This window comes from Brevibacterium sp. UCMA 11752 (assembly GCF_021532235.1).
In the GTDB taxonomy this organism is placed as follows: domain Bacteria; phylum Actinomycetota; class Actinomycetes; order Actinomycetales; family Brevibacteriaceae; genus Brevibacterium; species Brevibacterium antiquum.
Genome location: NZ_JACBOS010000003.1, coordinates 3,898,349 through 3,923,958, shown reverse-complemented (window position 1 = coordinate 3,923,958; position 25,610 = coordinate 3,898,349). Strand labels below are relative to the sequence as shown.

The 25,610-nt window shown below is 62.4% G+C and carries 22 protein-coding genes; 17 read left to right on the top strand and 5 right to left on the bottom strand.

The annotated features are described in order from the left end of the window. Window positions 1–213: 213 nt before the first annotated feature. The 12 genes from HU144_RS17715 (at window position 214) to HU144_RS17660 (ending at window position 12,279) form a co-directional block, all read left to right on the top strand. Window positions 214–1,539, top strand: a complete 1,326-nt coding sequence (locus HU144_RS17715; protein WP_143922121.1) for an aspartate kinase — start codon at window positions 214–216, stop codon at window positions 1,537–1,539. Continuing rightward, a complete protein-coding gene (locus HU144_RS17710) occupies window positions 1,536–2,588 on the top strand; it encodes an aspartate-semialdehyde dehydrogenase (protein ID WP_235352410.1) in 1,053 nt (350 codons plus the stop codon). The genes HU144_RS17715 and HU144_RS17710 overlap by 4 nt, the downstream gene beginning before the upstream one ends. A gap of 212 nt (window positions 2,589–2,800) precedes the next feature. Beyond that, window positions 2,801–3,862, top strand: coding sequence for a metal ABC transporter solute-binding protein, Zn/Mn family (locus tag HU144_RS17705; protein ID WP_235352409.1), 1,062 nt, complete (start codon window positions 2,801–2,803; stop codon window positions 3,860–3,862). A gap of 2 nt (window positions 3,863–3,864) precedes the next feature. Further along, window positions 3,865–4,734, top strand: coding sequence for a metal ABC transporter ATP-binding protein (locus tag HU144_RS17700; protein WP_235352408.1), 870 nt, complete (start codon window positions 3,865–3,867; stop codon window positions 4,732–4,734). After that, window positions 4,734–5,645, top strand: coding sequence for a metal ABC transporter permease (locus HU144_RS17695; protein WP_198397763.1), 912 nt, complete (start codon window positions 4,734–4,736; stop codon window positions 5,643–5,645). The genes HU144_RS17700 and HU144_RS17695 overlap by 1 nt, the downstream gene beginning before the upstream one ends. Window positions 5,646–5,776: 131 nt before the next feature. Continuing rightward, on the top strand, window positions 5,777–6,745 hold the full coding sequence (locus HU144_RS17690) for a metallophosphoesterase (RefSeq protein WP_235352407.1): 969 nt from the start codon (window positions 5,777–5,779) through the stop codon (window positions 6,743–6,745). 55 nt (window positions 6,746–6,800) lie between these two features. Next, window positions 6,801–9,158, top strand: coding sequence for a transglycosylase domain-containing protein (locus HU144_RS17685; protein WP_235352406.1), 2,358 nt, complete (start codon window positions 6,801–6,803; stop codon window positions 9,156–9,158). A gap of 287 nt (window positions 9,159–9,445) precedes the next feature. Continuing rightward, window positions 9,446–9,601, top strand: a complete 156-nt coding sequence (locus HU144_RS17680; protein ID WP_096158366.1) for a hypothetical protein — start codon at window positions 9,446–9,448, stop codon at window positions 9,599–9,601. Between the two features lie 87 nt (window positions 9,602–9,688). Then, window positions 9,689–10,162: a RidA family protein gene (locus tag HU144_RS17675; protein ID WP_235352405.1), complete on the top strand. Its 474-nt coding sequence runs from the start codon at window positions 9,689–9,691 to the stop codon at window positions 10,160–10,162. Further along, entirely contained in the window at window positions 10,152–11,129 is a 978-nt protein-coding gene (locus HU144_RS17670) for a hypothetical protein (RefSeq protein WP_235352404.1), read from the top strand. The genes HU144_RS17675 and HU144_RS17670 overlap by 11 nt, the downstream gene beginning before the upstream one ends. Next, entirely contained in the window at window positions 11,126–11,890 is a 765-nt protein-coding gene (locus HU144_RS17665; RefSeq protein ID WP_235352403.1) for an MBL fold metallo-hydrolase, read from the top strand. The genes HU144_RS17670 and HU144_RS17665 overlap by 4 nt, the downstream gene beginning before the upstream one ends. Before the next feature lie 35 nt (window positions 11,891–11,925). After that, a complete protein-coding gene (locus HU144_RS17660; RefSeq protein ID WP_235352402.1) occupies window positions 11,926–12,279 on the top strand; it encodes a hypothetical protein in 354 nt (117 codons plus the stop codon). 144 nt (window positions 12,280–12,423) lie between these two features. Here HU144_RS17660 and HU144_RS17655 read toward each other — a convergent pair whose 3' ends face one another. Beyond that, window positions 12,424–13,101 carry a Crp/Fnr family transcriptional regulator gene (locus HU144_RS17655; protein ID WP_069599638.1) on the bottom strand — a complete coding sequence of 226 codons (678 nt, stop codon included), beginning with the start codon at window positions 13,099–13,101 and terminating at the stop codon, window positions 12,424–12,426. Between the two features lie 246 nt (window positions 13,102–13,347). Here HU144_RS17655 and nth point away from each other — a divergent pair, with 246 nt between their 5' ends. The 3 genes from nth (at window position 13,348) to HU144_RS17640 (ending at window position 16,529) form a co-directional block, all read left to right on the top strand. After that, complete coding sequence (gene nth, locus HU144_RS17650) at window positions 13,348–14,088, top strand: endonuclease III (RefSeq protein ID WP_442862666.1); 741 nt, start codon at window positions 13,348–13,350, stop codon at window positions 14,086–14,088. After that, window positions 14,085–14,852, top strand: coding sequence for an NUDIX hydrolase (locus HU144_RS17645; RefSeq protein WP_235352401.1), 768 nt, complete (start codon window positions 14,085–14,087; stop codon window positions 14,850–14,852). The genes nth and HU144_RS17645 overlap by 4 nt, the downstream gene beginning before the upstream one ends. 222 nt (window positions 14,853–15,074) lie before the next feature. Next, complete coding sequence (locus HU144_RS17640; RefSeq protein WP_235352400.1) at window positions 15,075–16,529, top strand: HNH endonuclease; 1,455 nt, start codon at window positions 15,075–15,077, stop codon at window positions 16,527–16,529. 142 nt (window positions 16,530–16,671) lie between these two features. Here the strand turns inward: HU144_RS17640 and HU144_RS17635 are convergent, their stop codons facing one another. Continuing rightward, on the bottom strand, window positions 16,672–17,496 hold the full coding sequence (locus tag HU144_RS17635; protein ID WP_235352399.1) for an ABC transporter permease: 825 nt from the start codon (window positions 17,494–17,496) through the stop codon (window positions 16,672–16,674). A gap of 2 nt (window positions 17,497–17,498) precedes the next feature. Then, complete coding sequence (locus HU144_RS17630) at window positions 17,499–18,449, bottom strand: ABC transporter ATP-binding protein (protein ID WP_235352398.1); 951 nt, start codon at window positions 18,447–18,449, stop codon at window positions 17,499–17,501. A 103-nt stretch (window positions 18,450–18,552) separates the two neighbouring features. Between HU144_RS17630 and HU144_RS17625 the strand changes: the two genes are divergently transcribed. Next, a complete protein-coding gene (locus HU144_RS17625) occupies window positions 18,553–19,572 on the top strand; it encodes a TetR/AcrR family transcriptional regulator (RefSeq protein ID WP_235352397.1) in 1,020 nt (339 codons plus the stop codon). A gap of 184 nt (window positions 19,573–19,756) precedes the next feature. Here HU144_RS17625 and HU144_RS17620 read toward each other — a convergent pair whose 3' ends face one another. Continuing rightward, window positions 19,757–20,164 carry a phage holin family protein gene (locus tag HU144_RS17620; protein WP_009883350.1) on the bottom strand — a complete coding sequence of 136 codons (408 nt, stop codon included), beginning with the start codon at window positions 20,162–20,164 and terminating at the stop codon, window positions 19,757–19,759. Between the two features lie 167 nt (window positions 20,165–20,331). Next, window positions 20,332–22,266: an acetate--CoA ligase gene (acs, locus tag HU144_RS17615; protein ID WP_235352396.1), complete on the bottom strand. Its 1,935-nt coding sequence runs from the start codon at window positions 22,264–22,266 to the stop codon at window positions 20,332–20,334. Between the two features lie 737 nt (window positions 22,267–23,003). Here acs and HU144_RS17605 point away from each other — a divergent pair. Further along, complete coding sequence (locus HU144_RS17605; protein WP_235352743.1) at window positions 23,004–25,568, top strand: hypothetical protein; 2,565 nt, start codon at window positions 23,004–23,006, stop codon at window positions 25,566–25,568. The last annotated feature ends 42 nt before the right edge of the window (window positions 25,569–25,610 follow it).

The window sequence follows — 25,610 nt, the reverse complement described above, 5'->3', positions numbered from 1 at the left end:
TCAGTGGATCCACGACGTAGAACCCGGGGACCTGAGCAGTGTCTGAATGACGGGCGAAGGTGAAGTGAAACGGCTGACCTCATACAATGGTCAAGGTGCCGGAGAGCCGACACGGCTGAAATCCTGATCGATGCAAGCACGAGACAACCATGTTCGGAAGCATGGAATCGATCGCCCGGCACGGAACTTATCAGCGATAAGGAAGAGACTGCAGTGAGCATAGTCGTCCAGAAGTTTGGCGGGTCCTCGGTAGCCGATGCGGAATCGGTGAAGCGGGTGGCCAAGCGAATTGTCGAGAACCGTCAGGCCGGTCACGAAGTTGTTGTCGTGGTGTCGGCCATGGGAGACAGCACCGACGATCTCATCGACTTGGCCCAACAGGTCTCTCCGATGCCCCCAGCCCGTGAGCTCGACATGCTCCTCACTGCCGGTGAGCGCATCTCCATGGCGGTTCTTGCCATGGCGATCGCCAACCTCGGCGAGGAAGCACAGTCATTCACAGGCTCCCAAGCCGGTGTCATCACCGACGAGCAGTTCGGCAAGGCGCGCATCATCGACGTCACGCCAGGCCGAATCCGCTCGGCACTTGACCAGGGATACGTGGCCATTGTGGCCGGATTCCAGGGAGTCAGCCAGACAGCGAAGAACATCACCACACTGGGACGCGGCGGATCGGATACAACCGCGGTAGCCCTCGCGGCGGCACTGGATGCCGACGTGTGCGAGATCTACACCGACGTCGACGGCGTCTTCACCGCCGATCCTCGCATCGTGCCGACCGCGCACAAGATCGATGAGATCGGCTACGAGGAGATGATGGAGATGGCGGCTTCGGGCGCCAAGGTCCTCATGCTCCGGTGTGTCGAATACGCCCGCCGCTACAACGTGCCGGTGCACGTACGGTCCTCATTCTCACGTAAGCAAGGCACCTGGGTGACTGACTCACCCATTCCTGAAGCCTTCCGGCCGACACGGGGAGCGAAGGCCCCGGCAGCGGAATCAGAAACGGAGTCCAACATGGAACAGGCAATCATTTCCGGAGTCGCCCATGATCGCTCGGAGGCCAAGGTCACGATCGTCGGCGTTCCCGACGTTCCTGGCAAAGCCGCCGAGATCTTCAACACCATGGCTGCGACAGAGATCAACATCGACATGATCGTGCAGAATATCTCCACACGAGAGCCGGCCAAGACCGACATCTCGTTCACCCTGCCGATGGACGATGGCGCCAAGGCGCTCGAAGCCCTCGACGCGGTGAAGGCCTCGATCGGCTTCGACCAGGTTCGCTACGACGACCAGATCGGCAAACTCTCCGTCGTCGGTGCGGGCATGCGCTCTCACCCCGGGGTGACCGCCATCCTGTTCGAAGCGCTGAGCGAAGCCCAGGTCAACATCGACATGATCTCCACCTCGGAGATCCGCATCAGCGTCGTCACGAGAGCAGATGTTCTCGACGACGCAGTCCGCGCCGCGCATGCCGCGTACGGACTCGACAGTGAAGACGACGAAGCAGTGGTTTACGGAGGTACCGGACGATGAGCGTCAATATCGGAGTAGTCGGAGCAACAGGCCAGGTGGGCGGCGTCATGCTCGACCTGCTGGCAGACAACCCAGGATTCGAAATCAAGAGCCTGAGGCTCTTCGCCTCGGCGAGGTCTGCAGGCAAGGTCATCGAGTTCAACGGTGAGAAGATCACCGTCGAAGACGCCGCCGAGGCGGACCCCAGCGGACTCGACATCGCCTTGTTCTCCGCCGGTGGAGCCACCTCCCGGGCGCAGGCGGAGCGTTTCGCCGCGGCCGGAGTCACCGTGGTCGACAATTCATCGGCCTGGAGATCCGACCCCGAGGTTCCACTCGTCGTCAGCGAGGTCAACCCTGAGGCTCTCGACGCGGTGGCCAAGGGCATCATCGCCAACCCGAACTGCACCACGATGGCCGCTATGCCGGTCCTCAAGGCGCTCGACAACGCCGCCGGACTCAAGCGGCTCATCGTCAGCACCTACCAGGCAGTGTCGGGATCGGGTGTGAGCGGAGTCGAGGAACTCGCCGGTCAGCTCGAAGCCGGGGTTGCAGATTCCCGCAAGCTGGCTCGCGACGGCAGCGCCGTGACTCTGCCTGCGCCGGACAACTACGTCGAGCCCATCGCATTCAACGTCCTGCCCATGGCAGGGTCCATCGTCGACGACGGTGAGCTCGAGACCGACGAAGAGAAGAAGCTGCGCAACGAAAGCCGCAAGATTCTCGGTAAGCCGGATCTCCTCGTCGCCGGCACCTGCGTGCGCGTTCCCGTGTTCACCGGGCACAGCCTGAGCATCCACGCGGAGTTCGACTCCGAGATCACCCCGGCCAGGGCCACCGAGGTGCTCGCTGAGGCACCCGGTGTCGAACTTGATGATGTGCCCACACCGCTGAAGGCGGCCGGCAAGGACGCAAGCTTCGTAGGCCGCATCCGCGCCGACCAGTCTTCCCCGGAGGGCAAGGGACTCGTCCTGTTCGTCGCGAACGACAACCTCCGCAAGGGCGCTGCTCTGAACACGGTGCAGATCGCCGCCCTGCTGGCGAAGAAGGTCGAGGCACAGGCGGCCTGAGCAGTCGAATAGCCGTATCGAACGCCCGGGAGCCTTGCTCTCGGGCGTTCGACATTGCCGGAACGTCTTCGAACTCGGAGCAGATCGAGCGCGGCGAGGACACATAAACAAGTTGCTATATATAAATATTTATATTAGTGGTGGGGCGCCAGGCTGAGTATTGTGTTCGAGGTTGATTCATTGATCACCGCTCACACTCTGAAAGGCCCACCATGCGTTCTTCCCGACTCAGCATCGCATCCGGAGCTGCTGCCCTCACTGCTGTTCTCGCACTGAGCGGTTGCGGGTCAGGCGCATCCGGCGCGGACTCCAAGAACGCCGATCTCTCGGTCGTGACCTCGACCAATGTGTACGCCGACATCGTGTCCCAGGTGGCCGGGGACTTCGCGAAGGTCACGGCGGTCATTGACGATCCCAACCAGGACCCTCATTCCTATGAGGCGACGACCCAGGACCGATTGAAGCTGTCGAAGGCCGATCTGGTGGTGCAGAACGGAGGCGGCTACGACTCGTTCATGACCACGATGCTCGAGGCCTCCGACGTCGACGTCGATACCATCGATACAGTCTCGATCTCGGGCCTGCCCGGATCTGAAGGGGTCGGCAATGAGGGCCATGACCATGGCGACGAGGAAGCCCAAGCCGGTGGCCACGCCCACGACCACGGCGAGGATGAAACCCACGACCACGGCGAAGAAGAGAGTCACGACCATGGTGACGGGGAAGCCCACGAACACGGGGAATTCAACGAACATCTGTGGTACTCCGTCCCCACGATGACGAAGCTCGTCGATGAGGTCGCAACCCACCTCGGCGAGGCTGAGCCTGAGCACAAGGATGACTTCGCAGCCAACGCGGATGACTATAAGAAGACGCTGGAGAAGCTGCAGTCTCAGATCGACGACGCCAAGGCAGAACATAGTGGAGATGAGGTCGCGGCGACCGAACCCGTGCCGCTGTGGCTGTTTGAGGACATGGGACTGAAGAACATCACCTCCGATGAGTTCCTTGAAGCGGTGGAAGAGGGCAATGACGTGCCGCCTCTGGTGCTGAAGAAGGCCGAGGAGCAGATCTCCTCGGGCGAGGCGGTGCTGCTTGGGTACAATACTCAAGCGGCAGGTCCACAGGCAGAGCAGCTGAAATCTACGGCTGAGAAATCCGATGTTCCGGTCGTCGACCTCGGCGAGACGATGCCGGCCGATGCGCACTACGCGGATTGGATGGGCGACTACATCACCGAAATCTCCACTGCGCTCGAAGGACATGAACACTGAGAATGGCCACTGATTCCGACGCTACTCCCAAGCAGACCGCATCCGCCGATCACCCTCCGGTGATCCGTCTGCGCGATGCCGAACTGCGATTCGGAGAGCGTGTGCTCTGGCACGACCTCGATCTCGACGTCGCGCCGGGGGAGTTCGTGGCGGTGCTGGGCCCGAACGGGACAGGAAAGACTTCGCTGCTCAAGGTGCTGTTGGGCCAGCATGCGCTGTCCACCGGCTCGGCTGAGATCAATGGCCGGAATGTCCACTCGGGGAACTCGGCCATCGGCTACATCCCCCAGCAGCGCGGAATCGACCAACACACCCCGATGCGGGGTCGCGATCTGGTACGGATGGGCATCGACGGACACCGTTGGGGCCCCGGCCGGTTCCTGAAACGCCGCCGACAGCTGGTCGATGAACTCCTCGAATCCGTCGGCGCCCGAGAATACGCGGACGCCCCAGCCGGGACCCTGTCCGGCGGTGAGCTGCAGCGACTGCGCGTGGCTCAGGCCCTGGCCAACGACCCCTCGGTGCTTCTCTGTGACGAGCCGCTGCTGTCCCTGGACATCCACCATCAGAAGGTCGTGGCCAACCTGCTCCATGAGCAGCGAGTCAAACGCAACACCTCAGTCGTCTTCGTCACCCACGAGATCAACCCGATCCTGCCCTACGTCGACCGCGTCCTCTACATCGTCGGCGGCCACTTCCTCGTCGGCACCCCCGCAGAGGTCATGACCACCCAATCGCTGACCCGACTCTATGGTTCCCCGGTCGAAGTCGTCCGGGTAGGCGGTCGGCTCATCGTGGTCGGCGGCGAAGCCGAATGCGTGGATCACCACGTCCACGAGGACGAGATGAGCATGGAACGAGGTGCGATCTGATGTCGGCTCAGGAGATCTTCGGCAGCCTGTTCACCTTCGAGGACTACGGCGAACTGGTGGCGCTGCTGACGAACTCGCTCATCGCCGCCGGACTGCTCGGCGTCGTCGGCGGACTCATCAGCGTCTTCGTCATGGCCCGCGACATTCCCTTCGCTGTCCACGGCGTCTCCGAACTCTCGTTCGCCGGTGCCGCCTTTGCCCTCCTCATCGGTTTCGATGTGGTCGGCGGGTCCATCATCGGCTCAATCATCGCCGCACTCATCATCGGCATCGGCGGGGCCAAAGCCTCGGAGAAGAACGCCATCATCGGTGTGCTCATGCCCTTCGGGCTGGGCCTCGCGATTCTGTTCCTCGCCCTCTACGACGGACGTGCCGCCAGCAAATTCGGCCTGTTGACCGGGCAGATCGTAGCCATCACCCCGGGCCAGATCATGACCCTCGTCGTGTGCTCGCTGATCGTGCTCCTCGTGCTCGCCGTCATCTGGCGACCACTCATGTTCGCCAGCCTCGACCCCGAGGTGGCACGCGCCAAAGGGGTGCCTGTGTCCGGGCTGACGATCGTGTTCATGCTCGTCCTCGGTCTGGCCGTGGCATTGAGCGTGCAGGTCGTGGGCGTCCTCCTGGTCCTGGCTCTGCTCATCACTCCAGCCGCGGCGGCCACCCAGCTCTCGGCCTCCCCGGTGTGGGTGCCGGTGTTCAGCGTCATCTTCGCGGTCACCGCCTCCGTCGGCGGCATCCTCATCGCACTGGGCTCGCCTGTGGTGCCGATCAGCCCATTCGTCACCACGATCTCCTTCCTCATCTACCTTGTCTGCAGGCTCGTGGGGCAGCGCCGGATGAAGCATCTGCATCGCCGCCGCACGGCCCGTGCCGCCGATGAACACGACAAGCCGGTCGCGTTCCCTGCCTGAGGTGCCGTTGGCAGTCTGTGATTGTGGGCTCGCGTTCGAGAACGCGTGATTCTTCGAACGGGAGCCCACTATGACGGAAGCTCGAGGGCCGGGTCCAGGCCGGGATCCCGAGGCCGACTAGAGTTGGACGAATGAAGAAGCGTGCACTATTCGCCGGCGCCCTTGCAGTCCCCGCGGCGGCTGGAATCTGGGGCGCGGTCATCGAACCGCACCTCTTCGCCGTCCGCCGCCACACTCTGCCGATCCTGCCGGCCGGTGCACAGAGCGTCCGGATGCTGCACGTCTCCGATCTGCACCTGGCGCCCTGGCAGAAGCACCGGGCCGCCTGGGTCAAAGCGCTGACACGACTGGAACCGGATGTCGTCGTCAACACCGGAGACAACCTCTCTGCAGACATCGTGCCCACTGTCCTCGACGTCTTCGACGGACTTCTTGATGTACCCGGCGTCTTCGTCCTCGGATCCAACGACTTCTTCTCACCCAAGGCGAAGAACCCAGCCACCTACCTGCGGTCCCCCTCCGAGGTCAAGCACCGCACACAGCCCGACCTCGACGTGAAAGCCCTGATCCGCGGGTTCGAGGCCAGAGACGAAACAGTGAGCGAAGTGTCGACCGGTGACACGCCCAGCAGCACCCGCGGATGGCATTTCCTCGACAACGCCGAGGCAACTCTGACGATCCGTGGGACCCGCATCGACTTCTGCGGCCTGGGGGACTCCCACATCGACCGGGACCGGATCCAGCCCAGCGACGGTCAGGGCCGCGGCCCTGACGCGTTCGACTACCCTCGCTTCGATTCTGAAGCTGGGGTGAAAGTCGGGGTCACGCATGCGCCCTATTCGCGGACGCTGGAGGCGTTCACCTCGGCGGGGGCTGACCTCATCATGACCGGGCACACTCACGGGGGACAGATCCGGGTGCCCTTCTGGGGCGCGCCGGTGACGAACTGCGACCTCGATCGGACACGCGCGAGAGGCCTGTTTCCCTATCGAAAATCTCTCGTCGAAATCTCCGCCGGATTGGGTTTCTCGCCCTTCTCACCGGTGCGTTTCGCCTGCCGTCCCGAGGTCAGCCTGTTGACGCTCGTCCCTGGAGTCTGACGTTCTCAATGATTTTTGAGAACTTGCACAAGTCGTATTAGCTAAACTTGGTTTCATGGTGTCTCCTGAGTCAAATCCGAATCCGACCAAGACAGGCGCGTTTCTCCAGTTCGTCGCCGTGAGCGCGGTGGCGGGAATCGTCGCCGCCGGTCTTGCCATCCCCGGAGTCGGTGTAGCTACTGCCAGTGCAAACAGTGCCGTCGAGATCTTCAATTCACTTCCCGCGACCCTGGAGATCCAGGACCTGGGAGAGAAGTCGACGATGCTCGCCTCCGATGGTTCGGAGATCGCGGAATTCTACTGGCAGAATCGAGTCGAAGTGCCTCTCGACGAGATCTCAGATCATATGCAGGACGCGACGATCGCCGTCGAAGACTACCGGTACTTCGAACACGGCGGCGTCGATATCGAGGGCATTGCGCGGGCAGCGGTGCACAATATGGTGTCCTCGACAACGCAGGGCGGATCAACGCTGACTCAGCAGTACGTGAAGAACGTGCTGGCGGAGAACGCCCATGCCGAAGCGGACAAAGAGGGCGTGTCAGCGGCCAAGGAGTCAGAAGGCACGGCCGGCTATGCGCGTAAGCTCCGTGAAGCCAAACTCGCGGTGGCAGTTGAGAAGAAGTACGACAAAAAGGACATTCTCAACCGCTACATGAACATCAACAACTACTCCGGTTCACCCAACGCCTACGGAGTGCAGGCCGCCGCCCATAAGTATTGGGGCATCGATGCGAAGGACCTGAATATCGAGCAGTCGGCGATGCTCGCCGGCATTGTGCAGAACCCTTCGGCCTTCAACCCGCAGCGTTTCCCCGATCAGGTGAAGAAGCGCCGCAACACCGTCCTGGGGCAGATGCTCAAGTACAAGCACATCACTCAGAAGGAATACGACAAGGCGGTGAAGACCGACCTCGACCTCGATCTGCATGAGACGCCGAACGGCTGTACCTCGGCCAAGAGCAACGCAGAGTTCTTCTGCGACTACGTCGAAAACGTCATCAAGAATGATGACACCTTCGGCGAGACCGTCGACGAGCGCCTCGCCTTCCTGCAGCGGGGCGGACTGACGATCAAGACCAGCCTCAACCCAGACATTCAGAAGATCGCTGACAAGGAGATCAAGAAGCGTGTTCCTGTGGGCGATCCGTCCGGCGCCGGACACGCTCTGGTCACGATCGAACCGGGCACGGGCGAGGTCATCGCCATGGCCGAGAACCGCGAATACACGGTCGGCGAGGTCAAGAAGAACGAAAAGAACAAGAAGACCAGCATCAATTACACGGTCGACAGGAAGCACAACGGCGGTGGCGGATTCCAGGTCGGTTCGACTTGGAAGCCCTTCGTGCTGGCCACGTGGCTGAAATCCGGTCGAGGTCTCAACACCACGGTCAACGCTACCAAGCGCAACTTCCCTGCAAGTTCCTGGAAGTATGAGGGCTGTCCGAACATGGCCGGTGACTGGGACCCGAACAACGCCGGTGACGGTGAGGGCAAGGGCTCGATGACCGCGCTGGAAGCGACGAAGAAGTCCGTGAACACCGGTTATGCGGCTATGGGCAACCAGCTCAACATGTGCAAGATCATGGACACCGCTATGGACCTTGGAATTCGCTACGGCAGCGGCGAGAAGCTCGACTTCAAGAACAAGGCGGGCTTCATCCAGGCCCTGTCACCATCCTCGATTCTGGGCACGACGGAGACAACACCGATTGCAATGGCCGCGGCATTCGCGACCTTCGCGAACGAGGGCGAATTCTGCGGCCCGAAGCCGATCGTCTCCATCAAGGACCGCTCAGGCAAGAACATCGACGTGCCGGGAGAAGGCTGTAAGCGAGTCCTCGACAAAGAGGTGGCCAAGGGTGTCGCCTACGCTCTGACACAGACGTTCAACGGCGGTACCACCACCCAGCTGAAGATCGGAGCACCAGCAGGTGCAAAGACCGGTACGACGAACTTCGATGTCGGCCACACCTGGTTGCTCGGGTTCACGAAGACACTGTCGACTGCGGTCTGGACAGGTGACCCGTCAGGTACACGCGACTGGAGAAACAACAGCGAGGGCGTTGTCCGCGGACACGTCTACGGTGCCACGATCTCCGGTAAGACCTGGCAGGCCTATATGAATGACGCGGTCAAGGAGACGAAGGGCAACACCGGATTCCCTAAGCCGAGCGGCAAGTACATGGGCGGCGGCGGTGGTACCGGAGGCGGCGGCGGTACCGGAGGCGGCGGCCAGAACGGTGGTGGCGGCACCGGCGGCGGTGGTGGCGGCAGTAACAACGGCGGCGGCGGTGGCACCGGCGGTGGCACCGGCGGTGGCGGCGGCAGTAACAACGGCGGCGGCACCGGTGGTAACGGCGGCGACGGTGGAGACGGTGGCGGCGAAGCGCCGGGGCTCGGCGGTAACTGAGCACCGGACGCCCTGAGAGGCAGAGCCTGAGAAACGGAGCCTGAGAGACAGAGCCTGAGGGACAGTGGGGTGGGACGATCGTCATGATCGCCCCGCCCCACTCTCTTCTGTCAGCGGTGTTCACACTGTGGCATGGCTGGCGGTAGGTGCACGGGTTCTCGGCTAGGGTTGGGAACGACAGTGATCGGCCGGTCGCACTCCTGGAGGACGATCGGCTGTCGGTCCATGCAGACGCTCGTACCGATGACGCATCGGGGACTCGGGCACACAGAGACTCAAGGAGAATCATGACCAAGTGGGAATACGTCACCGTGCCGCTCATCGTTCACGCAACGAAGCAGATCCTCGACCAGTGGGGCGAAGACGGCTACGAGCTTGTCCAAGTCGTCCCAGGCCCGGACAACAACGGCCTGGTTGCCTACCTCAAGCGTCCCAAAGCCTGAAGCAACAGTGCCTGAAGCACCACAAGCCTGACGCATGAGAGTCTGGGCGCTCATCTGACCTGTAACACCCTCGTCGAAGGACAAACTATGTCGAAGACCCTAGACCGCATCGCTGAACTCGGTCTCACCCTGCCCGATGTCGCCGTTCCCGCTGGCGTCTATGTCCCGGCGCTTCGCACCGGCAACTACGTCTACACCTCGGGCCAGCTGCCCGTCGTCGACGGGAAGCTCCCGGCGACCGGCCACATCGGCTCCGACGTCGACCTCGAGACCGGCTACGACCTGGCACGGACTGCAGGGCTCAACGCTCTCGCCGCGATTGCCGGCGTCATCGGCGACCTGGACAAGATCGTGCGCGTCGTCAAAGTGACCGGTTTCGTGAACTCGGCAGATGACTTCACACAGCAGCCATCGGTCATCAACGGAGTCTCCGAACTCTACGGTGAGATCTTCGGCGACCGCGGCCAGCACACGCGCAGCGCGGTGGGAGTGAACACTCTTCCTCTCGGCACTCCGGTCGAGGTCGAGGTCATCGTCGAGGTTGAGGACGATGCCGCTTAGCGGACGCTCTCTGCCCGTCTCGTCGGAGCTGCGTTGGCTCTTGGACCAATGGCAGTCCGACGGGCGGTTCCCGGTCCCCGAAGCTCCACGACCCGCCTCGGCGATCGTGTTGATCAGGGACTCATTGGAAGGTTTGGAAACCTTCATCACCCGGCAGCTCGATGCCCGCGGAATCGAAGACCGCAACCGCCTGTCCTTCCCTGTGAGCAACCTGCGCCCCGGCGACCTGCGCAATCTGCCTCTGGCCGGATGGAACTCGGCTCGCTGCGCAAGGACTCTGAGCATCGAGAACAAGTCACGGGCGCTGCACCATTTCTCGGCTGCGGCACGCATCTCGTTCGCCGCAACCGGTGTGCTGCTGGGCGAAGACGTCGATCGTGACATCGTCGCCGCGCCCCAGACGGATTGGCGCGGAACTCGGGCACGGCTGTTCTCCAATGAGATCTCCTGGTCCCAGATCCTGCGCGAACGTGATCTCAAGCTTCGCCCGGACCTCTGCAAACCCTGGCTGCGTTGGATCAACACGGGGACCCAGCTGCACCGTTTCGACACCACCTATTTTGTGGCCACAGTGCCCTTCGGACAGAACGTCGACTTCCTCTCACCGAATGAGACCTCGGGAGGGTGGAAACGGCCCAAGGAGATCCTTGCCGAGACAGCAGGAGATCCCGACAAGATCAGTGCGAGCACACGCATCATCGCTGAGAGCCTGATAGATGTTCCAAGCGTCGGAGCCGCCATGGCCCAGGTCCGCGACCTGCATCCGCTGCGACCAGAGGTCACCAATGAAGACGGCGAATGGCGCGTCGTCATCCACCCCGGACGCGACCTCTACCGCAAAGGCACTCTGCGTGACTACGCGATAGCCGTCGGTGACGACGAGAACGACCAGAGCCCAGGATTCCTGACGCTGAGTGACGATGACAACAACGCCGAAAGCGGCGAGGAGGAGACCGACGAATCATGAGGATCCGCGCGAACAACCCATCCCCGATGACACTGACGGGCACCAACACCTATGTCATCGCCTCGGCGGACGACACCACGGCAGTGCTCATCGATCCGGGCCCTGAACTTGCGCAGCACCGTGAGAACTTCCTGGCTGAGCTCGGCGACAGGAAGCTCTCGGCCATCATCCTCACTCATCAGCATGCCGATCACTCGGAGATGCTCGGAAGTGTGGAGCGGTGGGCGCCCGAGGTGCCCGTGTACGCGGTCCTCGAGAAATTCGGCCGTCTGGCACCTCCTGTGGCCGATGGTGACATGATCGCATTCGGCACTGACACAGCGGATGTCATGGAGGTCATCGCGACTCCGGGACACACGATGGACAGCATCAGTCTCATCCACGACCACGTGCTCTACAGCGGCGATACGGTCCTGGGGGAGGGGACGACCATCGTCACCCACCCGGAGGGCTCTCTGCGCGACTACCTTGAGTCACTCGACCGTTTGATCCGACTCCACGACAATGGCGTGTTCACGAGCATCGAACCAGCGCACGGTCCTACGATCGAATCGTCCGCCGAGGTGCTCACCTACTACCGTCGCCACCGGCTCGAACGGATCGAGCAGGTCAAGGCCGCTTTGGGAGAGGGAGCGAGGACAGCATCTGCGGTCTGCGACATCGTCTACCACGATGTCGATCCCAGCGTCCGGGGAGCCGCCGAGCAGATCGTGCGGGCGCAACTGAACTACCTCGGCGCGCTCATGCCCGAGGACGGATGAGGGGCGATAGGACGAAGCGACAGTCGAGACGGCGATTGTCGCTCAGCCCGTGGCTGTATCTCGGGCTCAGCGTGCCTGCCATCGTGCTCACGCTCTTCCACACGTGGGGCCTCGGATACTCGCTGAGCAACCGCGGCAACCCTGATCAGCCATGGTGTCCCGCCACGCCAGAGGGCATACCTCTCGAGCATGGATTCGGCTATGACACGAGCTTCTTCCCGCCGGGGATCAGGTGCAGCGTCGGTGCCACTGGAACCGGATGGTCGGACGAACGCTTCACTGTGCTGCCGCTCGACTTCACAATCCTGGCGGTTGCCGGGATCATCGCACTCATCGGTGTGATCGTCCTTTTCCGGCGGGCAACAACCTCACGTCTCCTCGCCGATTGAGGCGAAACTCTAGCATTGGTGCCGAGGTATACGATGGCCCACCTCGGCGATGGCCCTCTCATGAAACAAGGGACTCCCCAGCCATAAAGCTGGGGAGTTCCAAGTTGTGCGACCGCGACAGATATCAGCCGTAAAGCGCAGCGATCAGCGGGCGCGGTTGCGCATCCGCTCCATGTCGAGGATGACGACGGAACGAGCTTCGAGGCGGATGAAGCCACGAGCTGCGAAGTCGGCCAGGGCCTTGTTCACGGTCTCACGTGAGGCACCGACGAGCTGCGCGAGCTCTTCCTGCGTCAGATCGTGCGCGACGAGGACACCGTCGGGTGCCGGCTTCGAGAAGCGAGAGGCAAGGTCCAGCAGCGCCTTGGCAACACGACCGGGAACATCGGAGAACACGAGGTCACCAACGGTCTCGTTAGTCCGGCGCAGACGCTGTGCCAGAGCCTTGAGCAGGTTCATTGCGGCCCGTGGGCGCTCATCGAGCCACGTCGTGAGGTCCTCATGCTTGAGGCTGAGCAGCTCGGACTGAGAGACAGCGGTGACGGAGGTGGAACGTGGGCCTGGATCAAAGAGGCTGAGCTCACCGATGATCTCGCCCGGCCCGATGACCGAGAGCAGATTCTCGCGGCCGTCGGAGGACTCGCGGCCGATCTTGAGCTTGCCGCTGGAGACGATATAGAGTTCGTCACCGGCATCGCCCTCGTGAAAGAGCACGGTTCCCCGACGGAGACTCCGCGGGTTCATGAACTTCATCAATGCGCTTGTGGCTTCATCGTCCAAACCTGCGAAGAGCGTGGCGCCCCGCACAACTTCAATATCCACTGTGTCCTCCTTGTCGTGGTAATCACAGATAAATCTACCTGGTCAACGGTGCTGATACCAGCAAAGGCGCGGGAGTTTGCGGCATTAGTGCAAAACAAGGGGTTTTGCTTGCGTTTCCTCCACCCTCGCCGAGGTGGGCCACGGTTGCGTACGGACGACCCCGTTCGACGGACAGCTGCAGAGCCACCTCGGCGATGTGAGGGGCGCCACTGCGGAAATGCAGGGCACGGATTAGGATGGTGAGTCGTGTTGACGGTGGCAGAGAAGAGCGCGCGGAAGTTCGCCAAGGAAACCCCATTGGGCCGGACCCGACGCGCGAGGAAGATTCATCGCATCCTCGCCGAGGTGTACCCGAACGCGAAATGCGAGCTCGACTTCGAGACCCCATTCCAGCTCCTGATTGCGACCGTCCTGTCTGCGCAGACCACCGACATCCGGGTCAACGCGGTGACTCCAGGGTTGTTCTCCGTCTTCCCTGATGCTCACAGCCTCGCGGTGGCCAACCTGATCGAAGTCGAGGAACTCATCCACTCGACCGGCTTCTACCGAGCCAAAGCTCGCAACATCGTCAAACTCGCCAATGAACTCGTCGACACCTATGACGGTGAGGTCCCCAACTCATTGGACAAACTCGTCAAGCTGGCAGGAGTCGGACGGAAGACCGCGAATGTGGTCCTCGGCAACGCCTTCGACACCCCGGGCCTGACCGTCGACACGCACATGGGGCGGTTGGCACGCCGCCTCGGATGGACCGAAGAGGAGGACCCGGTCAAGGCTGAGCACGACATCGCGGCGCTGTTCCCAAAGAACGAACTCACCCTGCTCTCCCACCGAGTCATCTTCCACGGACGACGCATCTGCCACTCGCGCAGACCGGCCTGCGGAGTGTGCCCATTGATGGCACTGTGTCCCTCGTTCGGGGTCGGGGAACTCGATCCGGAGAAGGCGCGGGCGATGCTCAGATTCGAAATGGCGCCCCAGGCATGAGCGCCGAAGCATGTGAGTATCCACCGGCGGGGCCAGGCTCGGCAGTGCGGGCGTCGACCGGGCGGGACTCCGTTTCGCACGATGAGACCCTGCGGACGCAGCTGGAGAACCTCGCGGCCTCGAATGGTTCGCCCGAGTGGCTCAGGCGGGCACCGACACCGGTTGACGAATCGGTGCGTGACGCGGCCGTCCTCATGCTCTTCGGCAGGGGCGGTCAGCCGCGCACAGATGCCGGCCGTGCCGAGTCATCACGTCTGGCGGATTTCGGAGTCGACGACGTCGACATCGTTCTGCTGCAGAGGGCAAGCACCTTGCGCAATCATCCCGGACAGGTGGCGTTTCCCGGAGGCGGACGAGACCCAGAAGACGACTCTCTGGTCGCCGCGGCCCTGCGTGAAGCTCAGGAGGAGGCCGGCATCGTGCCATCGACGGTCGATGTTCTCGGTCAGATGGACCCGCTCTACATTCCCGTCAGCAAGTTCCAGGTCACGCCTGTCATCGGGTACTGGGCGCAGCCCGGTGTCGTGCGGGTGATGGACGAGGCAGAGTCGTACTCGGTCTACCGGGTCTCTGCTGCCGACCTGGTGGCACCGGCCAATCGAGGAACGTTCTCCCGGCCGGACCTGAAGGTCACGACACCGGCCTTCGACGTCGGAGTGCTCAAGGTGTGGGGCTTCACCGCAGGAATCCTCGACTTCGCTCTCGACCATCTCGGCTGGGCCGGGGACTGGGATCGCGACGCACACATAGACATCGACTTCTGAGGCTGTTGCTCCTTGCCTCGAAGGCGACTGCTCAGGGGCAGAGACGTACAGGGGCAGAGTCGCACAATGGCAGGGGCATACTAGGGCAGAGCGGCGCACAGACTCGGCGGAGCACAGACCTCACCGTCGGGCGACAGGTCGCCAGTTGGGAACCTAGACTCCTGACCAGGGGAGACGCCTTCGAAAAATGTCGTGTCAGGGGCGAGTACTAGCCTTATCCGTATGGAAGCGGAGGCGGTTCCCGAAGTGATCACCGAGATCCACCGGTGGCATGAGTTGCTGTCGGATCTGCCTCCCGCCCTCAGCGAGGTCGAGGCCATCGACCGGATCACCGCACTTGAGGAACTGACGGCTGCCGCTGCTGCTGCCCAGGCCCGAGAAACATTGACCTTCGACATGCGTCGACGCAACAGCGAGGCCGAAGATGGAGTGGCGAGCAGAAAGCAGGGGAGAGGAGTCGGGGCGGAGATCGCCCTGGCACGAAAGGTTTCCCGGGCGCGGGGCAGCGCGCTTCTCAAGTTCTCGCGCTCCCTGCTCATCGACCTGCCACACACCTACTCGGCTCTGAAGGTCGGCAGCATATCCGAAGAGAAGGCTCGTGCCGTGGCGAAGGAGACCGACTGGCTGCCCAGAGATAAACGACGTCAGGTCGATGAGCGTATGGCGGGACGCCTCGCCGAGGTGGGCGTCGGGCGGCTGGGCAATGAGGTCCGTGCTCTGGCACAGCAGATCGACCAGAAGGCCGCCGTTGAACATCTCGAGAAGTGCACCGAGGAGCGGGCGGTCTCGGTTCGCCCAGCCCCTGGCAACATGGCATACCTCAGCGCACTGCTGCCCATGCCGCAGGCCGTTGCCGTCTACGCGAATCTGAAGAAGTCGGCAGCCTCCCTCATCGGGACTGGCGAGGCGGGCCGACGCTCGCAGCCACAAGTCATGGCAGACCTGCTCGTCGAGCGGACGACAGGTCAGGAATGCGCAGCAGCAGTTCCGACTGAGATTCATCTTGTGATGAATGATGGCAGCTTGGTGGGTCCCGGTGACGCTCCCGCCTGGCTTCCCGGCTTCGGGCCATTGCCCGCGGGAGCCGCGCGCACGTTTGTGGCCGAGAACGAGGCCACCGTATTCCTGCGCAGGCTCTACACCCGCCCCGACGACGGCCAGCTGGTGCGCGTGGATTCCCGACGCAGGGAGTTCTCAGGGCTGCTGCGACGCATGATCGTCATCCGTGACGACGTGTGCCGCTCACCATGGTGCGATGCGCAGATAAAACACGCTGACCATGCCACGGCCTTTGCCGCTGGTGGCGGCACCGAATGGGACAATTCCTCGGGCCTATGCGCCGCCTGCAACTTCGCCAAGGAGCTCAACGGCTGGACGCACATATCGGATCCCGAGAAGCTGGTCGTGAAGACCCCGACAGGCCACCGCTACGAGACACGAACCAAGCCCCTCGACTCCCGAGCCAGCAATGGCCACGCTGACGATGATGGGGCTGATCGTGAAGCGGATGCAGCGAAGCGCCAGCGGCGATTCCAGGAAGCCGACCCGGCTCACGGCCCGCCGGCAAGACGACAACGGCCCACCGACAGGTCGTTGCCCGATCGCGGGACAAGTGTGGTCGAATACCTGTTCGGCACCCGAATCCGCGCATTCCTCTCCGCGAACTCAGCCCGGTGAATGCACCGGAGGCGCCGGGCTGAGCCCGACGCCAGCGATTTGGCCGAATCGATCGCAGTGCCCGGAACCGGGTTGCCCTTGAGCCGGGAAGTGCGATCGCGACGCACATAGCGACATCGACTTCTGAGCCGTGACGACGGTTTCAACGTCGACTGGCCTTGATTTTGAACTGTTGTGCCGTCCACACGATGGCGATCACCAGGATGACCACGCACCAGACGACCGCGAATAGGGCCGAATTGCCCATGTCGGTACCGACGAGCAGGCTTCGCAGGGCATCGATGATCGGGGTGATCGGTTGATTGTCGGCGAACCAGGTCAGCCATCCGGGCATCGTTTCGACCGGAACGAACGCACTGGATACATATGGCAGGAACAGCAGAATGAATCCGTAGCCGTTTGCCGACTCCGCTGATTTCGCGGCCATGCCGATCGCCGCGAACAGATAGGTGATGGTGAGGATGTAGATCGTGATGAGGGCGATGACGGCCACCCACTCCGCCACGTTTGCAGACGGGCGAAAACCGATCGACACGGCTACCACGAAGACGACTCCGGTGGCGAACAGATTCTTCACCACGCTCGCCACCACATGTCCTGTGATCACCCCGCTTGCTCGGACCGGCATCGTTCGCAGCCTGTCGATGAATCCTGAGGTCATGTCATTGGCCACCGACAGCGACGTTGAAGCCGCGCCGAATCCGGCACAGGTCAGTATGATTCCGGGAACGATGTAGTTGACGTAGTCTCCGCCCGGGTCGATGGCTCCACCGAAGACGAAGGTGAACATCAGCATGAGCAGGACTGGGAGCGCGACTGCCATGAGCATGGATTCGATGTCCCGAACGGCATGACGAAGACTTCGACCGATGAGGGCTAACTCGGCATTGATGCCTCGAGGAGTGGTTCGTCGTTGAGCAGGTGACGGGTATTTCGTCGTCGGTGACGATTCTGCAGTATTGGACATGATCATTCTCCTGTCTGCGGCTGTTCTACGGACGTGGTGGGGGCAGTGAGTGAGAGGAAGACGTCGTCAAGGCTGGGATGGCGGAGACTGACAGAGGCCTCGGCGAACTCTGGCTCGACTGTTGCCAGGACGGAAGAAATATCGCGCACAGTTCCGGTGGTCGGCACCTGTGAGATGGTCGTGCCACGATCGTCGTGGACCGCCACCATGCCCTGACCGACCTTCGCCTTGAGTTCTGCCGGTGTGCCCAGCCCCGCCAGGCGCCCGCGATCGAGCAAGCCGATTCGGTCGGCCAAGGCATCTGCTTCCTCGAGGTACTGAGTGGTGAGGAAGACGGTCGTGCCGCCTTGTGCCAGTTCCTTCACCTCATCCCACAGCTCGCGACGCGAACGAGTGTCCAATCCAGTCGTCGGTTCATCAAGGATCAGCACATCGACCTGCACCACCAGGCTCAGCGCCAGATCGAGTCTGCGCCTCATGCCGCCGGAGAGGGCGGCGACCCTCGTATCGATGAATGAGGTCAGGCTCAAGCGCTCGGCCAGCTGCGTGGCTCTGACCTTCGACTCCCGGGGCGAGAGCCCCGACAAGCGTGCCAACAGGATGAGGTTCTCCCGGGTTGAGAGATATTCGTCGACGGCCGCCGACTGTCCCGTGACGGCGAAGCGGCGTTTTGCCTCATTCGGGTCTATGGCGACATCGATCCCCGAGACGAGAACCGAGCCCGAATCCGGGCGAATCAGAGTGGTCAGAATGTTGATCGACGTCGTCTTTCCGGCCCCGTTCGGACCAAGCAGGGCGAAGACTTCGCCCTTGCTGACACTGAGGTCGAGTCCCTGGAGAACCGGGTTCTTGCCGAAGCTCTTGCGAACACCGGAGAATTCGATCGCAGTCGTGGGCGTCGAGGAATCCATTGCTTCGGGGTCCGAGCCAGTTGACGTCATTGTGCGTTTCATGTCGTGCCTATCGTGAGATCCTGCGTGCATTTTACTGTGTACGTATAAAACTGTATATGACCATAACACGCAATATATGGCGTACACAATATAAGCTTGTGAAATGACCACAGAAGAACCGATCGAGCAGCTTCCACGCGGAATCGCGCTGGCCTGGGGTGTCGCCGCAACACCTCAGCGCGGGCCCAAGCGCGAAATGAGTGTTGAGCGAATAGTCGATGCTGCCATCGAGATTGCCGATCACGACGGCATCCAGGCGGTGTCGATGTCGGCGGTCGCCAAACGCTTGGGGTACACGCCGATGTCGTTGTATCGGTATGTCAGTGCCAAGGATGATCTGCTGCTTCTCATGCAGGAGGAGGCGACGGGACTGCCTCCGGAGACCGAGGGTGTGGAGAGCTGGCGCACTCGGCTCGAGGAGCTCTATGAGGCCCAGACGAGGGTCTACACGACGCAACCGTGGTTGCTGTCTCTGCCGATCATGGGCACTCCCATCACGCCCAACAGCTCGGCGTGGTTGGACGCGAGCCTCGAGGCGCTCCACGACACTCCGCTCACGCAGGGCGAGCGCGTTGCTGCCTCGCTCCTCGTCACCGGCGCGGCCCGGTGGAAAGGCGCCGTGTTCGCTGGCTATGAGGAACAGGGCCGCGTCACCGGTCTGAACGAGGCGGAGCTGGCACAGCAGGAATCTCAGCTCTTCGATGCCGTCATCTCCTCTGACGGTTACCCTTCGCTGCGTCTCGCCATCGACGCAGGTGTCTTCACATCCGAGGACGACCCATTCGGTTTCGGGCTCGAGCGCGGACTCGACGGCTTGGCAGATTACATCGACAGAGTCGGGCTCGAGCGCGGCGACGAAACCTCAATTGCCGCCGGGCAGGTCGCTAAGACCGCCTCCGACGTGGGCGAATCATCGGCTCCAGGGGCGACTTTGCCTGCTGATGACACGCCAAGCGCCGAACAGTCGGTCGTGACCGATGACGATCCAGACGTTGTGGCCGACAAGAAGTACCGCGAGTCGCAGAAGGCTGTCAGGCAAGCGCAGAAGGTGCTCGCCGAGGCACGCAAGCGGGAGCGTCAGACTCTGAGGGAAGCGAAGGAACGAGTCGCGAGAAAGCGTTGAGTCCGCTGTAGAGGTGGTCGTGGTTGATTGCCACCAAGGTGTGAATGCGGATGGTGGTGTTGGGCTGAGCCCAACACCACCATCATGTGCTCAAGTGCACTTGCCTCTGAGGCTGACGAACAAGCCGGAAGCCCAATCACCGTCCAGTGATCAAGTGGCAACCGCGAATCTCTGCGCCAATTCCTCAGTACCGAGGGCCCGAGGGATTCTTCACCGCACGCTTGACCGACGCGACCAACGACTTGGCCGAACCGATCGCCGTACCCGGGACCGGGTTGCCCTTCTTGAACAGCGGCAGAGCAATCAGCACGAGGATGATGGCGAGCACCGCAAGGATGCCGAAGACAATGAGGAAGCTGCCCCACCATGGCCATCCCAGGCCCTCGTGGAATGCGGCCGCCCCGGCGAAAATCACCATGAACGATGACAAGAACAGAAAGAACAGGGCGACGACGGCAAGCGCCGAGCCGATGCCCAAGTTCTTCGCACCGGCTGTGGCCTCAGCCTTGGCCAGCGCAATTTCTTCCTCGGCGATCGCTTTGGAATCGTCGCCGATGCCTTTGATCAGTTCGCTGATCGACCTCTCAGCCATGAGTGCTCCTATCGACAAAAACGTGGACAATCTTTCTTAAGAGTAGTCTGAACGTGCGTGGTGACCAAAGAAATGCGGCCAGTAAAACGAGAAAAACCCGCCAGATGAATACGGAACGGCTCATTGCGAGCATCCGTTCTCATCGGCGGGTTCGTCTCAGAGCCCGGTCAGTCCTTCGCTACCGATTCTTCGATCAGGTCCATGACCGATGAGTCGGCCAGGGTCGAGGAGTCTCCCACCTTGCGGTGTTCGGCGACGTCCTTGAGCAGGCGGCGCATGATCTTGCCGGAGCGGGTCTTTGGCAGTTCGGACACAATATGGACTTTCTTCGGCTTCGCGATCGGCCCGATGTCCTTGCCGACGTGTTGACGCAGCTCTTCGGAGATCTCTGGGGAGTCTTCGACGTCATTGCCCACGATGACGAAGGCAACGACGGCCTGACCGGAGGTATCGTCCGCTGCTCCGACCACTGCCGCCTCGGCGACATAGGGGTGAGCGACCAAGGATGACTCGATCTCGGCTGTTGAGAGACGGTGCCCGGATACGTTCATCACGTCATCGACACGGCCGAGGAACCAGATGTCTCCGTCCTCATCGCGCCGGGCGCCATCCCCCGCGAAATAGGTGTTCTCGAACCGCGACCAGTAGGTCTCCTTGAAGCGTTCGGGATCTTTCCAAATACCGCGCAGCATCGATGGCCATGGCTGGCGGATGACGAGGAGCCCGCCCTCCGGACCGGCTGGGCTGTTGCCCTCATCGTCGACTACATCGACGGAGATGCCCGGGATAGGACGCTGCGACGAGCCTGGCTTCGTCGCCATCACGCCGGGAAGCGGAGCGATCATGTGTGCGCCCGTCTCCGTCTGCCACCAGGTGTCGACGATGGGGCAGCGCTCACCGCCGACGACGCGGTGGTACCAACGCCAGGCCTCAGGATTGATCGGCTCGCCGACGCTGCCGAGCAGACGCAGGCTGGAGAGATCGTACTTCGCTGGAATCTCCTCACCCCACTTCATGCATGTGCGGATCGCCGTTGGAGCGGCGTAGAGGATCGTTGCCTTGTACTTCTCGATGATCTCCCACCAGCGTCCCTGGTGGGGCGTGTCAGGAGTGCCCTCGTAGACGATCTGCGTGGCGCCGGCTGCCAATGGTCCGTAGGTGACATAGGAGTGTCCGGTGACCCAGCCGACGTCGGCGGTGCACCAGAACACGTCGGATTCGGGCTTGATGTCGAAGACGGCCTTCATCGAGTACAGAACCTGGGTGAGGTAGCCGCCCGAGGTGTGCAGGATGCCCTTCGGCTTACCTGTGGTTCCGGAGGTGTAGAGGATGAACAGCGGGTTCTCGGAGTCGAAGAATTCGCATTCGTGCACAGGGCTCGCGGTTTCCACACTCTCGTGCCACCACTGGTCCCGCCCGTCGACCATCTCGACGTCCTGACCCGTGCGGCGCACCACGAGAACAGTTTCGACGGGAGTGTCACCGTGTGACAGGGCGTCGTCCACGGCCGGTTTGAGGCTGGTGGCCTTGGCACGACGGTAGCTGCCGTCGGCGGTGATGACCACACGTGCTTCGGCATCGATGATGCGTGAGCGCAGCGCATCGGCGGAGAAGCCGCCGAAGACCACTGAATGGGCGGCGCCGAGGCGGGCGCAGGCCAACATGGAGATCATCGCTTCGGGGAGCATGGGCAGGTAGATCGCCACACGATCGCCGGCTTTGACCCCGAGATCGGTGAGGGTGTTGGCTGCCTTGGACACTTCGGCGAGCAGCTCCGCGTAGGTGAAGGAACGGGAGTCGCCGGGTTCGCCTTCGAAGTTGATGGCAACGCGATCACCGTTGCCGGCGATGACATGGCGATCGAGGCAGTTGTAGGCCACGTTGATTTTGCCGCCGATGAACCACTTCGCGAATGGCGGGTTGGTCCAGTCGAGTACTTCGCCGAAGTCCTCATTCCAGTCGACGAGGTCACGAGACTGCTCGGCCCAGAAGCTCAGGTAGTCGGCATCGGCCCGCTCGTATTCGTCGGCCGTGACATTGGCGGCAGCAACGAACTCTTCAGGTGGGGTAAAGGTTTCGGATTCTGCTGTGCTGTCGGTCATTTTTCCCTCCGGCTTCTTTGATGGATCGAAAATTCTAGTTGCACTGTATACCCGAGGTGGGGCCCAGGGGCACCGTCGTCCGTTCGATGAACGGTGGTGTCCGGGGGTAGCAATCACTCAGAGGCTGTGCTATAGGACACACTCTAGGCACCGAGCGGTACGCGGGGGAGACGTATCCAGAGATTCACCGGCACCGGACAGGCGGCATAGAAGGAGTGCGCAGGGGGTCCTGTTCTGCAAGGATGGGGGAGGAGTCTGTCAGGATGGAAACTAGACAGACACATGAAGTTTGACGACCCTGTCCCCAAGAGCGACTGGAGTAATCGATGAGTTCGCCGCAGCACCCCACTGGATCGGGACCACAGCCGTGGCATGATCCGCACGCGCAGAACCCCCGCCCCAACAGCCAACCACAGTTCGGCCAAGGGCCGGCATATGGATCAGGACCTGCCTACGGTGCAGGACCTGATCCTCAGTCCTCCGGACCCGGCGGATACGGCGGCGGGCCTGTCGGCTCGGGAGGACCAGGTCCCTATGGTTCGGGAAGGCCCGGTCCCTATGGTTCGGGTCCAGGTCCGCAGAACTCGGGCCCCGGTCCCTATGGTTCGGCACCGGCGCCGGGACCATACGGTTCGGGCCCAGCTCCAGGCCCGCAGAACACTGGTCCAGGCCCTTACGGCTCGGGAGGCCCGGGACCTTATGGTTCGGCACCTGGTCCCTATGGTTCCGCTCCAGGCATGCAGGGGTCAGCACCGGGGCAGTTCGGTTCCGCAGGTCCAGCAGTCCAGAAGAGTGCGCGCAGCGGCCCGGGCCTCCTCGGGCCGCTGACCTTGCGCGATCTGTTCCTGCTCTTTGCAGGACTCCTCTCACTGGTTGTCCTCTTCGTGCCGTTCAAGGGCGATGGGTTCGTATCGGTGTCGCTGTGGCATTGGACCATCGACGCTATGGGCACCTTGACATTCGACGTGTTCGGAATCTGGTTGATTGTGGCGGCAGTCTTCGTCAGCAAATTCGGCAACGGCGGACTCAGAGTCGGTTCACTCAGCCTTGATCAGGCGATCTCGGTTCTGTCCGGCGCTGCGTTCACCTTCGCCTTCGTCCACCTGCTGACGTCGGTCCAGTACTGGCACGTCGGTGCGTATCTTGCCTTCTTCGCAGCTCTGATTGCCTTCTTCGCGGGCGTATTCACCATGCTTCCTTTCTTCAGCAAGGAATTCGCGGTTCGCGATGATGTTGCCGCACATCCGAAGGCACGCCCCGTGAGCAAGCGCGCACCGCATCCAGCTCCTGTGGCGAACGTGCCAGGCGCCCACAACGGCCCAGGCGGATTCGGTGCACCCTACGGTGGTCAGTCCAATGGACCGATCGGTTCGCAGGGTCAGCCAGGAGCACCCCTACATCCAGGTCAGCAAAGTGGACCGGGTCAGTTCGGCGGACAGAGCCAGTTCGGCGGCCCAGGTCAGCAGACTGGCGCAGGCCAGCCAGGTGGAGTGGACCAGTTCGGCCAGCCAGGACAGTACGACCAGCAAGGACAGTACGGACAGCCAAACCAGCCAGGACAGTCGGGGCAATTCGCTGCGCCCGCAGAGTCGGCAGCAGCCGGTCAGTTCGCTGCGCCAGAACAGAGTGGCCAGCCTGTTGGGCAGGACCAGTTCAGTCAGCCCGATGGGCAGGACCAGTTCGGTCAGCCTATCGGAGCCGAACAGGGAAGCCCATATGCTCCGCCGGAGCAGCAGGCGCAGGAGTTGTCTTTCGATTCTGCATCGGCCGCCGATGACTCGGAAGACCAGGCGGTTCAGAGCACAGGGTCGGGCCAGACCTACCTCGGCGCCCAAGACTCACAGGATCCCCAGCACACGCAGAGCGAACCGACGCAGACGTTCGGCTTCGGCGCTCAGCATGAGGAATCGCCGTGGAGCAACGACGGCGAAACAGCAGTTCAAGCTCCCGTGCCTGCCGAGGGCTCAAGCACCAGCGGTTCGAATGACGGAAGCGACTCCCGTGATGCGAGTGGCTCCGGCGAGGAAAGCCGGGGCAACACCGAGTCGAAGTCAGGCAGTGCTGACCACGATTCGTCGGGAGCGGGCACGACCGCTGCCGTCGCAGGCGCGGGCGCAGTCGGAGTCGGTGCCGCTGTTGCCGGAGTAGCCTCAGCGAGCTCAGAATCTGAGTCGAAGTCGGAATCAGAACGTCGTCGCGGACGCCATGCCGCTCCCAATTCGGATGGAGAATCCGAAACAGCTGAGGGACGGGCCGATGGCCGGGCCGAGCGTTCAGAAGGTGGCCTCGACCGCACCGAAGGCGCCGATCGTGAAGTGGTCAGCGACCAGGGGAACAAGGCCGGAACCACTTCAGGTGCGGCGGTGACGTCGACGCAGAATGATTCCTCACCACTGACCGACGACGACTCCGCATCTCCCGCGGAGAGCAGCTCGTTTGCATCGAAGGTCAACGCTCACGAATCGGACACCAACGTTCGTGCCTCCGAAGGGGTTGCGCTGAAGCCGGAAGACGACTCAACCGACTCAAGCGACTCAACCACCTCAACCACCTCAACCGCTTCAGCCGTCTCGGGCGAATCAGCTGACTCAACCGCTTCGGCGAATGCCCGACGCAGCGAGAGAAGCACGACCGCCGACGAGGACCGTGGAAGCGCGGCCGGCGCCGACAGGTCACACACCGGGGCTTCTGACGACGATGCCACCGTCGTCAACGGTTCCCCCGCAACTGGTGCTGCTGGTGCTGCTGCCGCAACAGGTGCGACTGGTGTCGCGGAATCAGCTCCGGAACGTACCACCCACCCGGAAGCTGACGAACCGACGCAGTACGTGCCGGTGGCCGGCTATGGCAGCAACCGACATGGCGGCAACGGCTCGGACACAGGAGAGGCGAGCGGGCGCGGCGGAGACAACGCCGAGAACGCGCCTTCGGCTCCACAGTTCGGAGCAGCGACCGCCTCGTCGAGTTCCTTCGCGATCGACGAAGAGGAAACTGTCGTCCAAAGCGCAGTTCAACCGGGCACCAGCCTGGACGATCGCGAGGACCGCTCGGGTGAGAACCAGAACGATGCCGACCAGAACGAATCCGATCAGGGTGCCGGCCAGCACGTGATTCAGGCGTTCTGGTTCGCCGTTCCCGAACCGCGCGAAGCCGTGGACGCGACCACCGGAATGCCGGTGTTCACGATCTACCCCGGAGACTGGTTCCTCGGTCTTGAGGACAACGGTTCGTGGTTCAAGGTTCGTGATTCGGACGGTCGCGAAGGACTCCTGCGCAACACAGAAGGTGTCCAGCGCGGCTGAGACCTAAACGGTCGACTCGTGTGCTCGGGCTGTGGACAACGG